Source organism: Planktothrix tepida PCC 9214 (assembly GCF_900009145.1).
Taxonomy (GTDB): Bacteria; Cyanobacteriota; Cyanobacteriia; order Cyanobacteriales; family Microcoleaceae; genus Planktothrix; species Planktothrix tepida.
Map to the genome: position 1 here is coordinate 307,947 of NZ_LN889764.1, position 18,023 is coordinate 325,969.

Below are 18,023 nucleotides of genomic sequence, written 5' to 3' on the forward strand. Positions count from 1 at the left end.
TGAAGCTCAATAAATCCGATAAATTAGAGAAAGGGTATGAGACGCATTTCAAATTTGCCTCGGCTTAGAGTTACAGAAGAGCTATAGGATAGTAACTGGGGAGTTGAGTCAAATTCAGACTAAAATTAAAATAGCTAGATATTATTTTATTCTTTATAAAAATATGATAATCAATTCTGAAGAGAAGCTCAAATCTGAGCAAAAAAATACTTTCTTAATTCGGGTTGAAAACTTACAAAAATACTTTCCCGTGATGCAAGGAATTTTGCTACAACGTCAAGTTGCCGCCATTAAAGCTGTTGATGGGGTTACGTTTGATATTCAACGGGGAGAAACCTTAAGTTTAGTCGGGGAGTCGGGGTGTGGAAAAAGTACAACCGGACGACTAATTTTACAACTCACTCGTCCGTCCGATGGAAAAATTTACTTTGAAAATACCGATTTAACTTGTTTAACCGAGAAAGAATTACATCCCTTTCGCCGACGAATGCAAATGATTTTTCAAGATCCCTATTCTTCTTTAAACCCTCGAATGACCGTCGGTAAAATTATTAGTGAACCTTTAATCATTCATCAATTAGCAAATCCAAAAACAGCACAAAATCGAGTCAAAGAATTATTGGAATTAGTCGGATTAAATTTCGATGTGATGAATCGTTATCCTCATGAATTTTCCGGCGGACAACAACAACGCATTGGCATTGCCAGAGCCTTAGCCATGAATCCTGATTTTATTGTTTGTGATGAACCTATTGCTGCCTTGGATGTTTCTATTCAAGCACAAGTCATTAATTTAATGCAAAATTTACAGAAAACTCTAGGATTAACTTATCTGTTTATTGCCCATGATTTAAGTGTAGTTCGTCATATTTCTGACCGAATTGCGGTGATGTATTTAGGGAAAATAGTAGAAATTTCAGATCGGATTTCCTTGTATGAAAATCCCTTACACCCCTATACCCAAGCTTTATTATCCGCCGTTCCCATTCCAGATCCCGAATTAGAAGCCAAACGACAACGAATTTTATTAACCGGGGAAGTTCCTAGCCCGATGAACCCTCCAACAGGATGCCGATTTTGTAGTCGTTGTCCTTATGTTATTGAACAATGTCACATTGAAGAACCTCTCTTAAAAAATATAGGTTCAAACCATTACGTTGCTTGCCATTTGGTCAACTCTAATTAAATTTAAGCTATAGCCATCCGCACCAAGATTGTAATCATTTACAACCGACATGAAACAGCCAGCAGTATTATCTACTGTTCCCTATTCCCTGTTCCCTATTCCCTGTTCCCTGTTCCCTGTTCCCTGTTCCCTGTTCCCTGTTCCCTACTCCCTAACATTTCATGAAATTTGTTCTGTGTGATGCAATCAAAAATGGACTTAAACGCTACCCTCATAGGAGTAGTGCCTTGAGGTTGGGCAGATTAGGCCCTAGGGGGGATAGTCATTATTTTTAAGAAATGTTAAACTTCTTAACATATAATTGAGTTATGTTAAGTGTGTAACTGCAAGTTTGGGTTACAGTCCTTAACATTGGAAAAAATCCCAGGTTGTAACACCTAGGCTAACCGTCCGTACTTTAGACGAAAGAATTGCATCAAAACCTGCTTGCTGTTCTTTCGCGCTTCGAGTAGGGGCTTGACGTATCAAACCTTTATAGGTTAAAGGTATCCAGCCGGAGATGAGCCATGAAAACTGCTAAAATCTCAGACACAGACTCTGTACGCGCTTATCTACGAGAAATTGGTCGTGTTCCCCTGCTAACCCATGAGCAAGAAATTCTCTACGGCAAACAAGTTCAACGCTTGAGTGTCGTTCAAGATGAATGGGAATACTTAGCGACCCGTTTAGGTCGAGCACCCAGCCCAGCAGAATGGGCAGAGGCTGTGGGGCTCTCAGAAGCCGAATTAGAACGAGTGCTAGAACAAGGTCAAAGTGCGAAACGTAAAATGGTGGAAGCCAATTTGCGTCTGGTAGTATCCGTTGCTAAAAAGTACATCAAGCGCAATGTAGACTTGTTGGACTTAATTCAAGAAGGGACTATTGGGATGCAACGCGGCGTTGAGAAATTTGATCCCACCAAAGGATATCGCTTTTCCACCTATGCGTATTGGTGGATTCGTCAAGCGATTACCCGTGCGATCGCTGAAAAAGGCCGTACCATTCGCCTCCCGATTCATATTACGGAAAAACTCAATAAAATCAAAAAAGCTCAACGTCAATTGGCTCAAAAATTAGGACGAGCCGCTACGATGGGCGAACTCGCGGCGGAACTGGAAATCACTCCCCGACAAATCCGAGAATATTTAGAACACGCTCGTCTTCCCCTGTCGCTGGATCTGCGGGTGGGGGATAACCAAGATACGGAGTTAGGGGATCTTTTAGAAGATACGGGAGCATCTCCCGAAGATTTTGCCCTGCAATCTTCCTTACGCACGGATTTAGAAGTGATGATGGCCGATCTCACCGAACAACAGCGTCAGGTGCTATCCTTGCGATTTGGTTTGGAAGATGGGCAAAGTTTAACCCTGGCTAAAATTGGCGATCGCCTAAATATTAGTCGAGAGCGAGTTCGACAAATTGAACGAGAAGCTTTAACAAAACTGCGAAAACGTAAAAAAGATATTGACGACTATATGGCAAGTTAAACAACGAGTGATCCCTCTGCGGTGACACTTATTAAAGCAGTAGAGATGTTTATCTAAAACGTCTCTACATCCTGCTAGATTAGAGTAAAGAATCACTGGAGTTGAAAATCCTCTTAATTGATCAGATTAAGAGCCGTTTCAACTTTTGCATAAGGGAGAGAAAGGCATGAGCGACGCATCCAATCGAAATTCGGAGTTTTTTCAGGAGGAAGGAGGAGAAATTGGGAACTTATTGTGGCAATATGTCCAATCTATGAGTCCTGATACGGTTTCTCAACTGTCTAAACCCAATTCTCCTGAAGTTTTTCAAGTGATGGAACGAAATATTATCGGACTATTAGGGAATTTACCCTCGGAACATTTTGGCATTACAGTCACAACCAGTCGAGAACATTTAGGTCGGCTGTTAGCTTCAGCGATGATCAGTGGCTATTTCCTTCGCAACGCCGAACAACGCATGGCATTTGAACGATCTATTCAAGTCGGTGAAAAAGCTGCTGACGAATAATGAAAACCCTTGATTTTTTTCCATTCCTTGATGCTCAAACCGACAAAAATTCGGCAGTCTGAACCATGAGTTTCCCGGAATTTGATAGTGTTCAATTAAGGCACTCGCTTCTGAGTTGGTATACTCAAACCGGGCGGAATTTACCGTGGCGAAATAGTCGTGATCCCTATCAAATTTGGATTTCTGAAATCATGCTTCAGCAAACCCAAGTTAAAACGGTAATTCCCTATTACCAACGTTGGTTAGAAACGTTCCCTACGGTTAAAGATTTAGCTGAAGCGGATTTACAAGCCGTATTAAAAGTTTGGCAAGGGTTAGGATATTATGCCAGAGCTCGAAATTTGCACGCCTGCGCTCAACAAATTGTGCAACAATATGACGGGGTTTTCCCGAATCAATTAGAAGCCGCTTTGAGTTTACCGGGTATTGGTCGCACCACCGCCGGAGGAGTTCTCAGTGCTGCTTATAATCTTCCGGTTTCTATTTTAGACGGGAATGTTAAACGAGTCTTAGCTCGGCTCAGGGCTTTATCGGTACCCCCAGCGAAATCATTAAAATCTCTATGGCAGTTGTCCGATATTTTGCTTGATCCTGACCATCCCCGTGAGTTTAATCAAGCCATTATGGACTTAGGCGCAATGGTGTGTACACCGAAAGCACCCAACTGTTCAGAATGTCCTTGGAAACGGCATTGTCAAGCTTATTTATTAAATCTTCAATCTGAAATTCCCATGCGTGAAATCTCTGCTCCTTTACCCCATAAAATGATTGGTGTTGCTGTTATTTGGAATCAACAAGGACAAATTTTAATTGATAAACGACCTGCTAAAGGATTATTAGGGGGGTTATGGGAATTTCCAGGAGGAAAATTAGAGGCGGGAGAAACCCTAGAAGAGTGTATTAAACGAGAAATTCAAGAAGAATTAGCAATAGAAATAGAAGTTAAAAATCATTTAATCACCATTGAACACGCTTATACCCATTTTAAAGTCACATTAAATGTTTATCACTGTCGTTATATGAGTGGAGAACCCCAACCTTTAGAATGTGATGAAATTCGCTGGGTGACTTTAGATGAAATTGAACAATTTCCCTTTCCTAAAGCCAATGAAAAAATTATTGCAGCTTTGAAAAATAATTCTTAAGTCATCAATAATTAGGATGATTACCCCTATGACTTCTAAAGATCAACTGATTCAAGAACTCGAAAATCTTCCCGATCAACTCATCGATCAAGTCTTAGATTACATTGCTTTTATTAAGCATCGTCATTTTTTACAATTAGAGAAGCAACCGGACTTGAGATCAAGTTTAGACGAAAACTGGTGGAATAATTTATCTCAATTTACACCTGATTTTCTCGATGATCGAGAACAACCTAATCTCCCCCAGCGAGAGGATATTTTTTTATGAAATATCTGCTTGATACGAATATTTGTATCTATATTATCAAACAAAAGCCTATATCAGTTAAGCAGCGTTTTGAAGTGATTAAATCCTCTGATATCGGTATTTCTATTATCACTCTTGGGGAACTTGAGTATGGTGCCGCAAAAAGTCAAAATCCCTCACGCAACCGTAAGACTTTAGCTATATTTTGTGCTCCCTTCGAGATCGTGGGTTTGAATCAAGAAGATGCGCGAATTTTTGGCAATATTCGGGCTGATTTAGAGAGCCGAGGACAGCCCATCGGAAGTTACGATTTGTTGATTGCTGCCCAAGCCCTCAGTCGCGGTCTGACGGTAGTAACAAATAATGTAAAAGAGTTTGGTCGCATTAACAAATTAAAGATTGAAAACTGGGTAGAATGATAGACAGCTTAATGATATACAGGTAAGGTAAAGTGAAAACAACTGCCTTTTGTAAAGCTAGAATCAACCCAAATATTGCCATAATGGGCGACAATAATTCGTTTACAAAGAGATAAACCAATACCATACCCCTCTTGAGCTTCATCCCGTGCTAAACGAAAATGTTCTTGAAAAATGCGATCGCGATTTTCTTCAGGAATTCCTGGCCCACTATCACAAATACTCACCTGCACTTTTTGACTGGTGCGGTGTAAAACACTAACTTGTAAACTTCCCCCTCTGGGGGTATATTTAATCGCATTATCTAATAAATTAACCACCACTTGTCGAATCCGTTCTTGATCTGCATAAACACAGGGCGTATCATGGGGGATATCTGTTTTGAGATTCAGAGATTTAGATTGGAACTGCGAGTCTAATTCCGTTAAAATTTGGTTTAGAAAAACCGTTAAATCTAACTGATTGGGTTGAATTTGTAAGCGAATATTAGGACTGCTTGCTGTTTGGAGAATATCCGTAATCATCCGATCAATAATATGAATTTGAGAGCGAGCCTGTTGAATTAAACGCACTTTCAAAGCCACCGTAATTTGATCAGAAGATAAAGTTTCTAAAGCCAAAGAAGCTGCGGTGAGAGGACTTCGCAGATCATGAGCCAAAATTTCAATAATCCGATCTTTAAACTGTAATTGTTGCTGTAGCAGTTCTTTCTCTTGTTTCAGGCGAAACGTCTCATCACTGAGTTTCATCAGTTCCCCCGCATAAACAACGGAATTTACCGAATTTGTCAGGGGATAAGCGGGAGCCACAGGGGAAGATAACTGTTCATCCGACTCCAATAACTCCGTCGTTTGTTGCCAACGGGGCCACCAATGTTCGAGTTGAGTCACTAAGTTACTTCCGGCCAAAACCTGCCGAGGTTCAGGGTGAATTTTGATTAACGTGGGGGTGGCAATCAGTTTAAAATGTTCAGCCAGATACGGCTGTTCACCCACATCAATAATCTGAAGCTCAAATTCATCTTGAACATTTAACTCCTCTAGGAACTGACGAACTTGCCGAATATGCTCTTGAGAGCTAGGACGTTGATCAACGAACAGGAGAAGTTGTAAGGACACTTCTGGAGACGGAGACTGTTTTTCGGGAAATGCCTGCATGAAATAGGTTTGAAGCAGGAGCGGTAAGCTGTTGTCACTATCGGTGAAAGAGGAAGGATGGTACATGGGCAACTGCTTTTTATCTTATAGTTTAATTTAAGATCTTCTTAAGATTCGATTTTTTTTTGGGATAGGGTAAGTTGGGAGGCTGAAAGAGAGTGGTAGACTATTCGGTGTTTGTTGTTTTGTCCCTCAACGGTCTTGAGTTTTTGGGGGATAAGATCACCGTTGCAAAAATTTGGGTTGATCCAGAATGTTCCTAAGCTGGCAAAACTGGCAGAAAAATTCAGCATTGAGATGGGTCGTAGGCGTTGCGATCACGTTCTTTTTCCTTTGTTTAGGCTTAACTCTACACCGTTATTTCAGTTTTTATGCCTCTTATGACCAAGGCATTTTTAATCAAGTGTTTTGGAATAGTAGTCACGGACGGTTGTTTCAAAGTTCCCTGTCTTCTGCACTATCTACTAATGTTGTCCACCAGGGAGAGTTTCCTAACGTTAGCTACCATCGTTTAGGACAGCATTTTACTCCAGCATTGTTACTGTGGTTACCCCTGTATGTATTATTCCCCTCCCCAGTCACTCTAACGGTATTACAGGTTACGTTAATCACTGTTGCTGGGTTGGTGTTGTACATTTTGGCGCGTCAGTATCTGGAACCTCCTTTAGCCGCATTCATAACGGTCAGCTTTTATGCTGCCAATGCCGTCATCGGCCCGACGTTGAGTAATTTCCATGATATCTGTCAAATTCCCTTATTTATGTTTACAGCGCTACTAGCGATGGAAAAACGCTGGTGGTGGTTATTTTGGGTGTGTGCCGTTTTAATTTTAATGGTTCGGGAGGATTCGGCTATCAATTTATTTGGGATTGGGATTTATCTAATTTTAAGTAAACGTTATCCCGTGCAAGGGGTTTTAGTTTGCTTTCTGAGTTTTGGTTATATTTTAGCTTTAACTAATTTTATCATGCCTTTGTTTTCGGCGGATATTTCTGAACGGTTTATGATGGAACGGTTTGGTCAATATGCCGATGGAGAGGAAGCTTCAACGTTAGAAATTCTTTGGGGAATTGTTAGTAATCCGGGGCGATTAATCGTTGAACTTTTTACACCGTTTTGGGGAACGTTAAAATATTTATTAGGTCAATGGTTGCCCCTAGCTTTTATTCCCGCCATTGCTCCTGCATCTTGGATGATAGCAGGTTTTCCCTTATTAAAACTCTTCATGGCGAAGGGAGAATCCGTATTATCGATTACGATTCGTTATGCCTTAACCGTAGTTCCAGGGTTATTTTATGGAACAATATTATGGTGGGCAAATCGACAAAAACAGTTACAGGATAAATTAAACTTGCAACTGAACCTGGAAGGGGGAGAAATTTCTGAATCTAAAGTTACTTTACCGTCAGTCAAATTCCGTCGATTTTGGCTATTTTGTATTGGGTTATCCTTATTCTTTAGTTTCACCTCTAACCCCAATCGTACCCTTTATTTTATTATTCCCGATTCTATTGATCCTTGGGTTTATATTCCCGTAACCACTCAATGGTCGCACGTTGCTCAATTTAGACCTTTATTAGCGGAAATTCCTCCTGATGCCAGTGTCGCCACAACCACTTATATTGTACCCCATTTATCCAGTCGCCGAGAAATATTAAGATTTCCGTTATATCAGTTAAGAAATGATGCGGGAGAGGTGATTTCTGTTGAATATATTTTAGCGGATTTATGGCAGTTACAAAAATATGGTGTAGCATTTTCAGGCGATCGCAATTCCTTCAATGAAATTACTCAACGGATTGAACAGTTAACGAATAACAAAGAATACGGCATTATTGATTTTAGAGATGGAGTCATTTTGATGAAAAAAGGTGTTCCCTCTAAACCGGAAGCTGTTAAAAACTACACCTCGTTTCTAGCTTCTAGCCATTGATTATATTACATCCTGAAATGTAGGCTACAATTTTAGTAGGAAAGCATAGAACAACAGTCCATGCAAACATTGATAGTCATCTGTTGAGATCGGGGTCTAAGGTTTGATGAATTATTACGGAATATTAAAGAGTGTCAAATTTAGTAAATTAGGGTTGGCAACCCAGAAACTTATGTTATGTTAATAGTCATAGGGCACAACTCAATAACACGAATATTGAGAACAACCCCATCGGATTAAAAGCTTGTGTCCGTCGTGCTTTAATCCAATTGCAACGCCGTCAGAGGCAATGTGAACTACCAAAACAAGTTGACGTTGTAGAGGGTCTGTGACTCGCTTGAGGCTCTAAAACGATAACGATTTAGTTTGCTTCGGGGTCAATGTCATAAAAAAGGTCTGTATCGACTTTGCTAGTACAATACTCCTGATTGGAATCGTTGCAATGTCTTGTCCACGTTAGTTGAGTATCTTGATTTTTTTATCTAACTTACCTGAAATCTGCTTGAGTCAACTTAGTTTACATTCTAAACGCTAAGGTCTGGTCATTCTGTACCAGGCCTTAAGTCTTGGGAGGAATTAATACCGGCCATCCTAAACGAGTGGGTTGTTGATAAATTCGTTTTAAAGTATTAATATCTCTAACAGAAATTGGCGGAGGTTCTCGAACTTGGGAAAAATACATCACGTCTGTTTTTTCAGGACTATGACCCCAAATTCCTAACGCATGACCAAATTCATGAAGGACGGCGGCTTCAATATATTGTCCGGTTTGGGTCGGACTTAACCAAATTGTGAAGTGATGGGATAAATAGGGAAACCCTTCAGGAGTATAGTTAACGGAAACTTGATACCGAGTTTCTGCGGAACTTGCTCGTTTTTTCTGAGGGTCTAGGGGCGGATTTTTTCTAATAATTTCAATATCCGCATCTTGCGGTTGTTCGACAAGACTTAAAGGTAAATAATTATTCCATTTTAAAATAGCAGATGAAACCGTTTCTTTCCACTGAAGATTAGAATCAGGATTCTCAATATAAACTTTAAGGGGAAATTTTGAAAACACTAAATAACCAACAGTCGTAGATTCAATTTGATCAAAATAATCCCCTTTATTACTTAAATCGTTCCAATTTGCTAAAAGTTCTGGTAATGGATGAGGTTTAAACGGAATTTTATCGTCAGTCCCAAGGGTTGATATTTGGCTAATTAAAATAATCAAGCCTATTATTATAGCAGTCGCTATTCCGCTTAGGGCATAGATTCTCCATTTCGGGGAAATGACACGCTTATATTTTGTCCTAATAGCCATGTCCGTTGCTATAACATTAGTTTAATTGACTCCAAAGTCTTGACTGATAACTGATAACTGATAACTGATAACTGATAACTGATAACTGATAACTGATTATTTAATCCAACCTGCACTTAAAATAACAGTAATTCCCATAAAAATAATGGCTAACATCCAAGTAATGCGATTTAAGGTAGTTTCAGCACTTTTAGCGCTAGTAAAGAGTTGAGCTTGTCCACCAATACCCCCAATTCCATCTCCTTTAGGACTGTGAAGTAGAACTAAAATAATAATTCCGAGAGCAGATAAAGACCAAATGGCTTGTAAGACTTGAGTAATCATGGTAAGAAGTTGATAATTTGAACGAAAAAAATTAAACCGTCAAACCCTTAAGTTTAAACTATTTTTTCAAGAATTGGGTTACAGTCGCATCCGTATTGGAGTTCGATTTTCTCGAACATCATAGGCTGCCGATTCAATCATAGAACGACCTGTCATTTCCGGGGGTTGGGGAATTCCCAAAATCTGCAAAATCGTGGGGGCGATATCCGCTAAACAGCCATCTGTCCGTAAGGGAACATCAGTTCCATAACCCGGTATTTTGCGTTTTTCCCCTTCTATTAGGATAAAGGGAACCGGGTTTGTTGTGTGGGCTGTCCAAGGATTTCCCTCAGCATCGGACATATATTCAGCGTTACCATGATCAGCAATAATAATCGCTGTTCCTCCGGCTTTACTAATACTTTCTAACAATAACCCTAAACAGTGATCAACAGTTTCAATGGCTTTTACCGTCGCATCGATCATTCCCGTATGTCCGACCATATCAGGGTTAGCATAATTAATTACAATGAGCGAGTAAATTCCCTTTTCAATTCCTTCAATCGCCACATCCGTGACTTCAGCCGCCGACATTTCCGGTTGTAAATCATAAGTAGCAACGGAGGGACTAGGAATTAATTCTCGGTCTTCCCCAGGAAAAGGTTCTTCTAAACCGCCATTAAAAAAATAGGTGACATGAGCATATTTTTCCGTTTCTGCGGTTCGCAATTGTTGTAAACCGTGTTCAGCGATAACTTGTCCGAGAATATTATTGAGATTTTGAGGTTCAAAGGCGACTAATACGGGGAAATGAGGGTCATATTGGGTAAACGTGACAAAGCTGAGGGGTTCAATATAAGAACGTTCAAATCCAGAAAAATTGGGGTCAACAAAGGCTTGAGTTAATTCTCTAGCTCGGTCAGGACGGAAATTAAAGAAAATTACCCCATCACCGGCTTCTACCGCCCCTGGTGCGATGCGAGAAGGAACCACAAACTCATCGTTAATGCCTTCAGCGTAGGACGATAACATTAGATCACCAGCCGATAATCCATTGCCTTCCCCATCAAAGGTCATAATATCATAAGCTTGTTTAACTCGATCCCAGCGTTTATCTCGATCCATTGCATAATAACGGCCACTAATCGTCACAATGCGACCCATCCCAATGGCATCAATTTGTTCTTGAAGCTGCTTAATATATTTAATCCCATCTTTAGGATTGGTATCGCGACCATCCATGATGGCATGAATGCAAACATCTCTAATATTTTTGGCTTTGGCTAAGTGTAAAAGTCCGATTAAATGGTCGATATGGGAGTGAACACCGCCATCGGAACACAAACCGATCAAGTGTAATTTACTATTTCTCTCTAAAACATCTTGACAAACTTGTAACAATGCGGGGTTATTTTGAATGGTGCCATCTTCAACCGCATCGGAAATTCTGACTAACTCTTGAGGAACAACCCGCCCCGCACCAATATTCAAATGACCGACTTCTGAATTTCCCATTTGACCCTGGGGTAAACCCACCGCCTTCCCAGAGGTGCGAATTAAGGTTCTCGGATAAGCTGTCCATAGACTATCCATCACAGGAGTATTTGCAACGGCTATGGCATTTCCGTCGGTTTGTTCACGATAACCCCATCCGTCTAAAATGATCAGTACAACGGGAGATACAGACTTTGGTGCCATGCCAAGTTACCTTTTCGTTTGTTGTGGTAATTTTCCCATCTATCATACCATCGTGAGTTAGTAGAAGAGTGGAGATGGTGAAGAAAACCGTAGAGAGACTAAGCAGGGCTTAATCTCTCTTTTAAAAAATGATTGAGAATAACTTTGAGATTTCTTAGAAAATAGAAGTCGTAAAGTTATCAAAGGTCAACAAGTTAGGATCAACGTTATTAAGAGTTGCCAGAATTTGATTATTGACCTGAATTTGAGTCGAACCATTGACCAGGGTTAGAGTCAGTTGTTCAAAGGTGAGACCATTATCAAGGACAATCATGTCCACCCCAGAAGTAAAGTCAGTAATGGTATCGGGGCCAAATCCTGAAACCAGAACAAAGCGGTCACTGCCTTCGCCTCCAGTCNACTATCTTTGCCTGTGAGCAGGATGTCGGTGTCCCCATCTTTGTCGAAGTCGGCTGTGGTGACGGAACTCAAGTCAACACCAGTGAGGGAGACGTTAGTGTTGAGGCTAAAACCGCCACTGCCGTTGTTGCTATAGATTTTGCTGATGCGGTTTCCTGAACTATCCCGGCCCGTGAGCAGGATGTCGGTGTACCCATCATTGTCAAAGTCGGCGGTGGTGACGGAACTCCCGGCAACACCCGTGAGGGAGATATTGGTGTTTTCTTTAATACTTCCAGATGGAATTATATCTTTGATAACATCCCCACTAGAATTGTTATCATCTTCGTTAATCGTGGTGAGGNTTGTCAAAGTCGGCCGTGGTGACGGAACTATATAAAACACCCGTGAGGGAGACGTTGGTGTTTTCGCTAAAACCGCCACTGCCGTTGTTACTATAGATTTTGCTGATGGGGTTATCAAAACCATCTTTGCCCGTGAGCAGGATGTCGGTGTACCCATCTTTGTCAAAGTCGGCGGTAGTGACGGAACTATAGCGAACACCGGTGNGGCACCACCGTAGATCAGATCTTGACCGGAGTTACCAGAGATTGTATCACTATCTCCGTTACCAAAGAGGGTATCGTCACCGTCGTTTCCTTCAAGTCGGTCTGTTCCTTGGTTGCCGAAGATGATATCATCTTGATTACCGCCTTTAACAAAGTCATTATTCTGACCTCCGAACAGTTCATCTTTGTCATCACCACCATCAATCAGGTCATCTCCTTCATTCCCATTAATCGAGTCATTGCCAGTATTTCCAACAATGGTATCGTTACCCAGGTTGCCAAACAAGTCATCATCATCATCGCCGCCGTCGATTTGGTCGTTGTCTTTGCCACCCAAGACGGTATCATTGCCTTTACCAGCATCAATAAAGTCCTCACCTTGATTACCNGGTGGTGAGGGTATAGGTGAAGTTGGTATTATCTAATACAGGCGCGTCGTTAACGTTATTAACCGTCAGTTGGAAGCTATTTTCAACGGTGGCATTATTACTATCGGTTGCGATAACTTTAATGTCAAGATTTCCGACATCACTATTCGTGGGTGTTCCGGTAAAAGTTCCCGTTGTGCTGTCGAAAGTTAACCAACTGGGTAAAGGTTTACCATCGGCTAAGGTGGCGCTATAGGTTAAACTATCTCCTGCATCAATATCGTTAAAGTTATTAACAATATTGAGATTGAAATTGCTATCTTCGTTAACGGTTTGGTTGCCGATAGCAGTCGCAGTTGGAGCGTCGTTAACGGCCGTAACCGTAATGGAGGCGTTGGCAGTGTTGACGCTAAAGGCCGTTGTACCGCCGTTACTGGTGGTGTCGGCTGTACCTCCGACTGTACCTGTGGACTTATCCCAGGCGCGGAAGGTGAGGGCAGTGGTAATAGTACCGTTGTAGTTGGCAGTGGGCTGGAAGCGGACTTTGTTACCTGCATCTAATAATAGGGCGTTACTGTCGCTGACGGCGGGGAAGTTTGTCCAGGTTGTGCCGTTGTCAGTGGAATATTGCCAAGTACCGTTATTGTCGGCGGCTGTAATCGCAATGGCTTCGGTGATGGTGGGGTTGGTGTCTACATCGGATATAGAAAGAAAATCATTATAGATTTTGCTGATGGGGTTTCCTGAACTATCGTAGCCCGTGAGCAGGATATCGGTGTAGCCATCAGAGTCAAAGTCAGCCGTGGTGACGGAACTATCGTAAACACCAGTGAGGGAGATGTTGGTGTTTTCGCTAAAACCGCCACTGCCGTTGTTGCTATAGATTTTACTGATGCGGTCAGAACCATCGAAGCCCGTGAGCAGGATGTCGGTGTCCCCATCATTGTCAAAGTCGGCGGTGGTCACGGAACTATGGAAAACACTGGGGAGGGAGATGTTGGTGTTTTCGCTAAAACCGCCACTGCCGTTGTTGCTATAGATTTGGCTGATGGGGTTATTAAAACTATCGTAGCCCGTGAGCAGAATGTCGGTGTCACCATCAGAGTCAAAGTCGGCTGTGGTGACGGAACTTCTGTAAACACCGGTGAGGGAGACATTGGTGTTTTCTTTAAAGTTAAAACTAGAAGTCATTTTTTTAATCCTCTTTAATGGGGTAGTGAAGTAGGGCTTGCTGAAGAAAACCGTAGAGAGACTAAGACCTGCTTAGTCTGTCTCTACTTTGTTAGAAGATAGAAGTGGTAAAGTTGGTGACAGTCAACAAGTTAGGATCAACGTTATTCAGGGTGGCGAGAATTTGATTATTGACCTGAATTTGAGTTGAACCATTGACAAGGGTTAGAGTCAGTTGTTCAAAGGTGAGACCGCCATCAAGGACGATAATATCCACCCCAGAAGTAAAGTCAGTAATGGTATCGGGGCCAAATCCTGAAACCAGAACAAAGCGGTCACTGCCTTCGCCTCCAGTCAGGGTATCAGCACCGGAGGCCCCCACCAAGATATCGTTACCTTTGCCTCCGGTGAGAATATCGTTGTCTTGGCCACCATCAAGGGTATCATCACCGTCATCGCCCCAGAGTGCATCATTGCCCTCGTTCCCGTCTAGGAGGTCGTTGTCCTCGCCTCCGTAAATCAGGTCATCCCCGGAGTTACCGGAGATTGTATCGCGCTGTTCGTTACCAAAGAGGCTATCGTCACCGTCGTTTCCTTCTATTAGGTCAGTTCCCAGGTTGCCAAAAATCAGATCAGTTTCGTTACCACCTTTAATTGAGTCATTATTCTCACCTCCAAAGAGTTGATCCTTGCCATCGCCACCATCAATTAGGTCATCTCCTTCGTTACCATTAATCGAGTCATTGCCAATATTTCCAGCAATGGTATCGTTACCCAGGTTGCCAAACAAGTCATCATCATCATCGCTGCCGTCGATTTGGTCGTTGTCTTTGCCACCCAAGACGGTATCATTGCCTTTACCAGCATCAATAAAGTCCTCACCTTGATTACCNCGCCACTGCCGTTGTTGCTATAGATTTGGCTGATGGGTTTCCATGAACTATCCTGGCCCGTGAGCAGGATGTCGGTGTCCCCATCAGAGTCAAAGTCGGCGGTGGTGACGGAACCCTTGTAAACACGGGTGAGGGAGACGTTGGTGTTTTCGCTAAAACCACCACTGCCGTTGTTGCTATAGATTTGGCTGATGGGGTTATTAAAACTATCGTAGCCCGTGAGCAGAATGTCGGTGTCACCATCAGAGTCAAAGTCGGCTGTGGTGACGGAACTACGGAAAACACCATTGAGGGAGACGTTGGTGTTTTCGCTAAAACCGCCACTGCCGTTGTTGGTATAGATTTTGCTGATGGGGTTTCCTGAACTATCGGAGCCCGTGAGCAGGATGTCGGTGTCCCCATCAGAGTCAAAGTCGGCTGTGGTGACGGAACTATAGGAAACACCGGTGAGGGAGATGTTGGTGTTTTCGCTAAAACCGCCACTGCCGTTGTTACTATAGATTTGGCTGATGCGGTNGGTTCCCGTTGTGCTATTAAACGTTAACCAACTGGGTAAGGCTTTACCATCGGCTAAGGTGGCGCTATAGGTTAAACTATCTCCTGCATCAATATCGCTAAATTTATTAACAATATTGAGACTGAAATTGCTATCTTCGTTAACGGTTTGGTTGCCGATAGGAGTTGCAGTCGGAGCATCATTAACGTTATTAACGGTGAGTTGGAAACTATTTTCAACCGTTGCATTACTACTATCGGTTGCGATAACTTTAATGTCAAGATTTCCGACATCACTGTTAGTCGGTGTTCCGGTAAAAGTTCCCGTTGTGCTGTCGAAAGTTAACCAACTGGGTAAGGCTTTACCATCGGCTAAGGTGGCGGTATAGGTTAAACTATCTCCTGCATCAATATCGCTAAATTTATTAACAATATTGAGACTGAAACTGCTATCTTCTGTTGCAGTTTGATTAGTAATAGGAGTTGCAGTCGGAGCATCATTAACGTTATTAACTGTTAGTTGGAAACTATTTTCAACCGTTGCATTACTACTATCGGTTGCGATAACTTTAATGTCAAGATTTCCGACATCACTGTTAGTCGGTGTTCCGGTAAAAGTTCCCGTTGTGCTGTCGAAAGTTAACCAACTGGGTAAAGGTTTACCATCGGCTAAGGTGGCGCTATAGGTTAAACTATCTCCTGCATCAATATCGCTAAAATTATTAACAATATTGAGATTGAAATTGCTATCTTCGTTAACGGTTTGGTTGCCAATAGCAGTCGTAGTCGGAGCATCATTAACGTTATTAACGGTGAGTTGGAAACTATTTTCAACTGTGGCATTACTGCTATCTTTAGCTGTCACTTTGATAGCAATATTCCCGACATCACTGTTAGTCGGTGTTCCGGTAAAAGTTCCCGTTTTGCTGTCGAAAGTTAACCAACTGGGTAAGGGTTTACCATCGGCTAAGGCAGCACTATAGGTTAGGATGTCTCCATCAATATCGCTAAAATTATTAACAATATTGAGACTGAAACTGCTATCTTCTGTTGCGGTTTGAGCCGTGATAGGAGTTGCAGTTGGAGCGTCGTTAACGTTATTAACGGTGAGTTGGAAACTATTTTCAACGGTGGCATTACTGCTATCTTTAGCTGTCACTTTGATAGCAATATTCCCGACATCACTGTTAGTCGGTGTTCCGGTAAAAGTTCCCGTTTTGCTGTCGAAAGTTAACCAACTGGGTAAGGGTTTACCATCGGCTAAGGCAGCACTATAGGTTAGGATGTCTCCATCAATATCGCTAAATTTATTAACAATATTGAGACTGAAACTGCTATCTTCTGTTGCGGTTTGAGCCGTGATAGGAGTTGCCGTTGGAGCGTGGTTAACGTTATTAACGGTGAGTTGGAAACTATTTTCAACGGTGGCATTACTACTATCTTTAGCTGTCACTTTGATAGCAATATTCCCGACATCACTGTTAGTCGGTGTTCCGGTAAAAGTTCCCGTTGTGCTGTCGAAAGTTAACCAACTGGGTAAAGGTTTACCATCGGCTAAGGTGGCGCTATAGGTTAAACTATCTCCTGCATCAATATCGCTGAAATTATTAACAATATTGAGATTGAAATTGCTATCTTCGTTAACGGTTTGGTTGCCAATAGCAGTCGTAGTCGGAGCGTCGTTAACGTTATTAACGGTGAGTTGGAAACTATTTTCAACGGTGGCATTACTGCTATCGGTTGCGATAACTTTAATGTCAAGATTTCCGACATCGCTGTTAGTCGGTGTTCCGGTAAAGGTTCCCGTTGTGTTGTCGAAAGTTAACCAACTGGGTAAAGGTTTATCATCGGCTAAGGTGGCGCTATAGGTTAAACTATCTCCTGCATCAATATCGCTAAATTTATTAACAATATTGAGACTGAAACTGCTATCTTCTGTTGCGGTTTGAGCCGTGATAGGAGTCGCAGTTGGAGCATCGTTAACGTTATTAACTGTCAGTTGGAAACTATCTTCAACAGTAGCATTACTGCTATCTTTAGCTGTCACTTTGATAGCAATATTCCCGACATCACTGTTAGTCGGTGTTCCGGTAAAAGTTCCCGTTNCGTTACCTTCTAAACCAAAGATTTGATCAGATTCGGCTGTACCTAAGATCTCCTCATTGCCATTAGTGGAAACCTGGGATGGGGAGGTTGTGTTAGGTTTTAAAGCAGGAAAATCAAGGGTTTTAATGAAATTACTAGGCTCATAAATATCATGAGTGGGGTTGGGTGTGGGCTCCGGTGTTGGTATCGGTGTAGGTTCCGGTGTGGGCTCCGGTGTTGGTATCGGTGTAGGTTCCGGTGTGGGCGTTACCGTTGGTGTTGGTGTAGGTTCCGGTGTTGGTGTTACCGTTGNCGTGGTGAGGGTATAGGTAAAGTTAGTATTATCTAATACAGGCGCAGCATCGTTAACGGCCGTGATCGTAACTTGGGCGGTAACTGGGGTAGCGGACTCTAAACCATCGTTATCTTTAGCTACCACTTGCAAAGCGTTGACCGTGCCGTTAACGTTAGCATCCGGTGTCCAATAAGCTTTTTTCGTGGCATCTATCGTATCATTACTTCCTGCAACCCAAGCTGTGGCGCTGGCTGCATCGTTGCCAATTTTTAACGTCCCACTACTGACGGCTTTCACAACAAAGGCATCCACCGTGCCATCACTGTCCGCTTCATTTCCTTGGGCAACAAGGTCAGCAAAGGTGAGTTCGACTTCTGTATCTTCGTTGGTGGTGTCAACCGG

15 protein-coding genes and 1 pseudogene are annotated in these 18,023 nt (G+C 42.2%); 7 read left to right on the forward strand and 9 right to left on the reverse strand.

The genetic code is table 11. From position 1 onward, the window contains the following. Window positions 1-163 precede the first annotated feature (163 nt). From PL9214_RS02565 to vapC, 6 genes are all read left to right on the forward strand, one after another. The gene (locus tag PL9214_RS02565; RefSeq protein WP_072717270.1) at window positions 164-1,186 is read left to right on the forward strand and encodes an ABC transporter ATP-binding protein; all 1,023 of its coding nucleotides are present in this window, start codon (window positions 164-166) and stop codon (window positions 1,184-1,186) included. Window positions 1,187-1,692: 506 nt separating this feature from the next. Next, window positions 1,693-2,652 (forward strand): RNA polymerase sigma factor, RpoD/SigA family, encoded by a 960-nt coding sequence (locus PL9214_RS02570; RefSeq protein ID WP_072717271.1) that lies wholly within the window; start codon window positions 1,693-1,695, stop codon window positions 2,650-2,652. Between the two features lie 166 nt (window positions 2,653-2,818). Continuing rightward, window positions 2,819-3,160: a DUF760 domain-containing protein gene (locus PL9214_RS02575; RefSeq protein ID WP_072717272.1), complete on the forward strand. Its 342-nt coding sequence runs from the start codon at window positions 2,819-2,821 to the stop codon at window positions 3,158-3,160. A 65-nt stretch (window positions 3,161-3,225) separates the two neighbouring features. Continuing rightward, window positions 3,226-4,305 (forward strand): A/G-specific adenine glycosylase, encoded by a 1,080-nt coding sequence (mutY, locus tag PL9214_RS02580; protein WP_072717273.1) that lies wholly within the window; start codon window positions 3,226-3,228, stop codon window positions 4,303-4,305. Between the two features lie 28 nt (window positions 4,306-4,333). Beyond that, window positions 4,334-4,573: a hypothetical protein gene (locus PL9214_RS02585; RefSeq protein ID WP_072717274.1), complete on the forward strand. Its 240-nt coding sequence runs from the start codon at window positions 4,334-4,336 to the stop codon at window positions 4,571-4,573. Continuing rightward, complete coding sequence (gene vapC, locus PL9214_RS02590; protein ID WP_072717275.1) at window positions 4,570-4,971, forward strand: type II toxin-antitoxin system tRNA(fMet)-specific endonuclease VapC; 402 nt, start codon at window positions 4,570-4,572, stop codon at window positions 4,969-4,971. Before PL9214_RS02585 ends, vapC begins: the two co-directional genes overlap by 4 nt. A gap of 8 nt (window positions 4,972-4,979) precedes the next feature. Here the strand turns inward: vapC and PL9214_RS02595 are convergent, their stop codons facing one another. After that, window positions 4,980-6,128 (reverse strand): histidine kinase, encoded by a 1,149-nt coding sequence (locus PL9214_RS02595; RefSeq protein ID WP_072717276.1) that lies wholly within the window; start codon window positions 6,126-6,128, stop codon window positions 4,980-4,982. A gap of 253 nt (window positions 6,129-6,381) precedes the next feature. On the opposite strand from PL9214_RS02595, the gene PL9214_RS02600 reads away from it, so the two are divergent. Further along, the gene (locus PL9214_RS02600; protein WP_072717277.1) at window positions 6,382-8,061 is read left to right on the forward strand and encodes a DUF2079 domain-containing protein; all 1,680 of its coding nucleotides are present in this window, start codon (window positions 6,382-6,384) and stop codon (window positions 8,059-8,061) included. A gap of 559 nt (window positions 8,062-8,620) precedes the next feature. Here the strand turns inward: PL9214_RS02600 and PL9214_RS02605 are convergent. The 8 genes and pseudogenes from PL9214_RS02605 to PL9214_RS02635 form a co-directional block, all read right to left on the reverse strand. Further along, window positions 8,621-9,367, reverse strand: a complete 747-nt coding sequence (locus PL9214_RS02605) for a matrixin family metalloprotease (RefSeq protein WP_072717278.1) — start codon at window positions 9,365-9,367, stop codon at window positions 8,621-8,623. A gap of 96 nt (window positions 9,368-9,463) precedes the next feature. Continuing rightward, entirely contained in the window at window positions 9,464-9,691 is a 228-nt protein-coding gene (gene secG, locus PL9214_RS02610; RefSeq protein ID WP_072717279.1) for a preprotein translocase subunit SecG, read from the reverse strand. Window positions 9,692-9,769: 78 nt separating this feature from the next. Continuing rightward, entirely contained in the window at window positions 9,770-11,368 is a 1,599-nt protein-coding gene (gene gpmI, locus PL9214_RS02615; RefSeq protein ID WP_072717280.1) for a 2,3-bisphosphoglycerate-independent phosphoglycerate mutase, read from the reverse strand. A gap of 154 nt (window positions 11,369-11,522) precedes the next feature. Further along, complete coding sequence (locus tag PL9214_RS31080) at window positions 11,523-11,681, reverse strand: hypothetical protein (protein WP_186440282.1); 159 nt, start codon at window positions 11,679-11,681, stop codon at window positions 11,523-11,525. After that, window positions 11,678-12,736: an FG-GAP-like repeat-containing protein gene (locus tag PL9214_RS33180; protein WP_439331522.1), complete on the reverse strand. Its 1,059-nt coding sequence runs from the start codon at window positions 12,734-12,736 to the stop codon at window positions 11,678-11,680. The genes PL9214_RS31080 and PL9214_RS33180 overlap by 4 nt, the downstream gene beginning before the upstream one ends. Further along, entirely contained in the window at window positions 12,699-13,874 is a 1,176-nt protein-coding gene (locus tag PL9214_RS02625; RefSeq protein ID WP_072717282.1) for an FG-GAP-like repeat-containing protein, read from the reverse strand. The genes PL9214_RS33180 and PL9214_RS02625 overlap by 38 nt, the downstream gene beginning before the upstream one ends. A 91-nt stretch (window positions 13,875-13,965) precedes the next feature. Then, window positions 13,966-14,643 carry a calcium-binding protein gene (locus PL9214_RS02630; RefSeq protein ID WP_186440283.1) on the reverse strand — a complete coding sequence of 226 codons (678 nt, stop codon included), beginning with the start codon at window positions 14,641-14,643 and terminating at the stop codon, window positions 13,966-13,968. A gap of 179 nt (window positions 14,644-14,822) precedes the next feature. Further along, window positions 14,823-17,933, reverse strand: a pseudogene (locus tag PL9214_RS02635) (putative Ig domain-containing protein); the annotation flags it as partial. Window positions 17,934-18,023 lie beyond the last annotated feature (90 nt).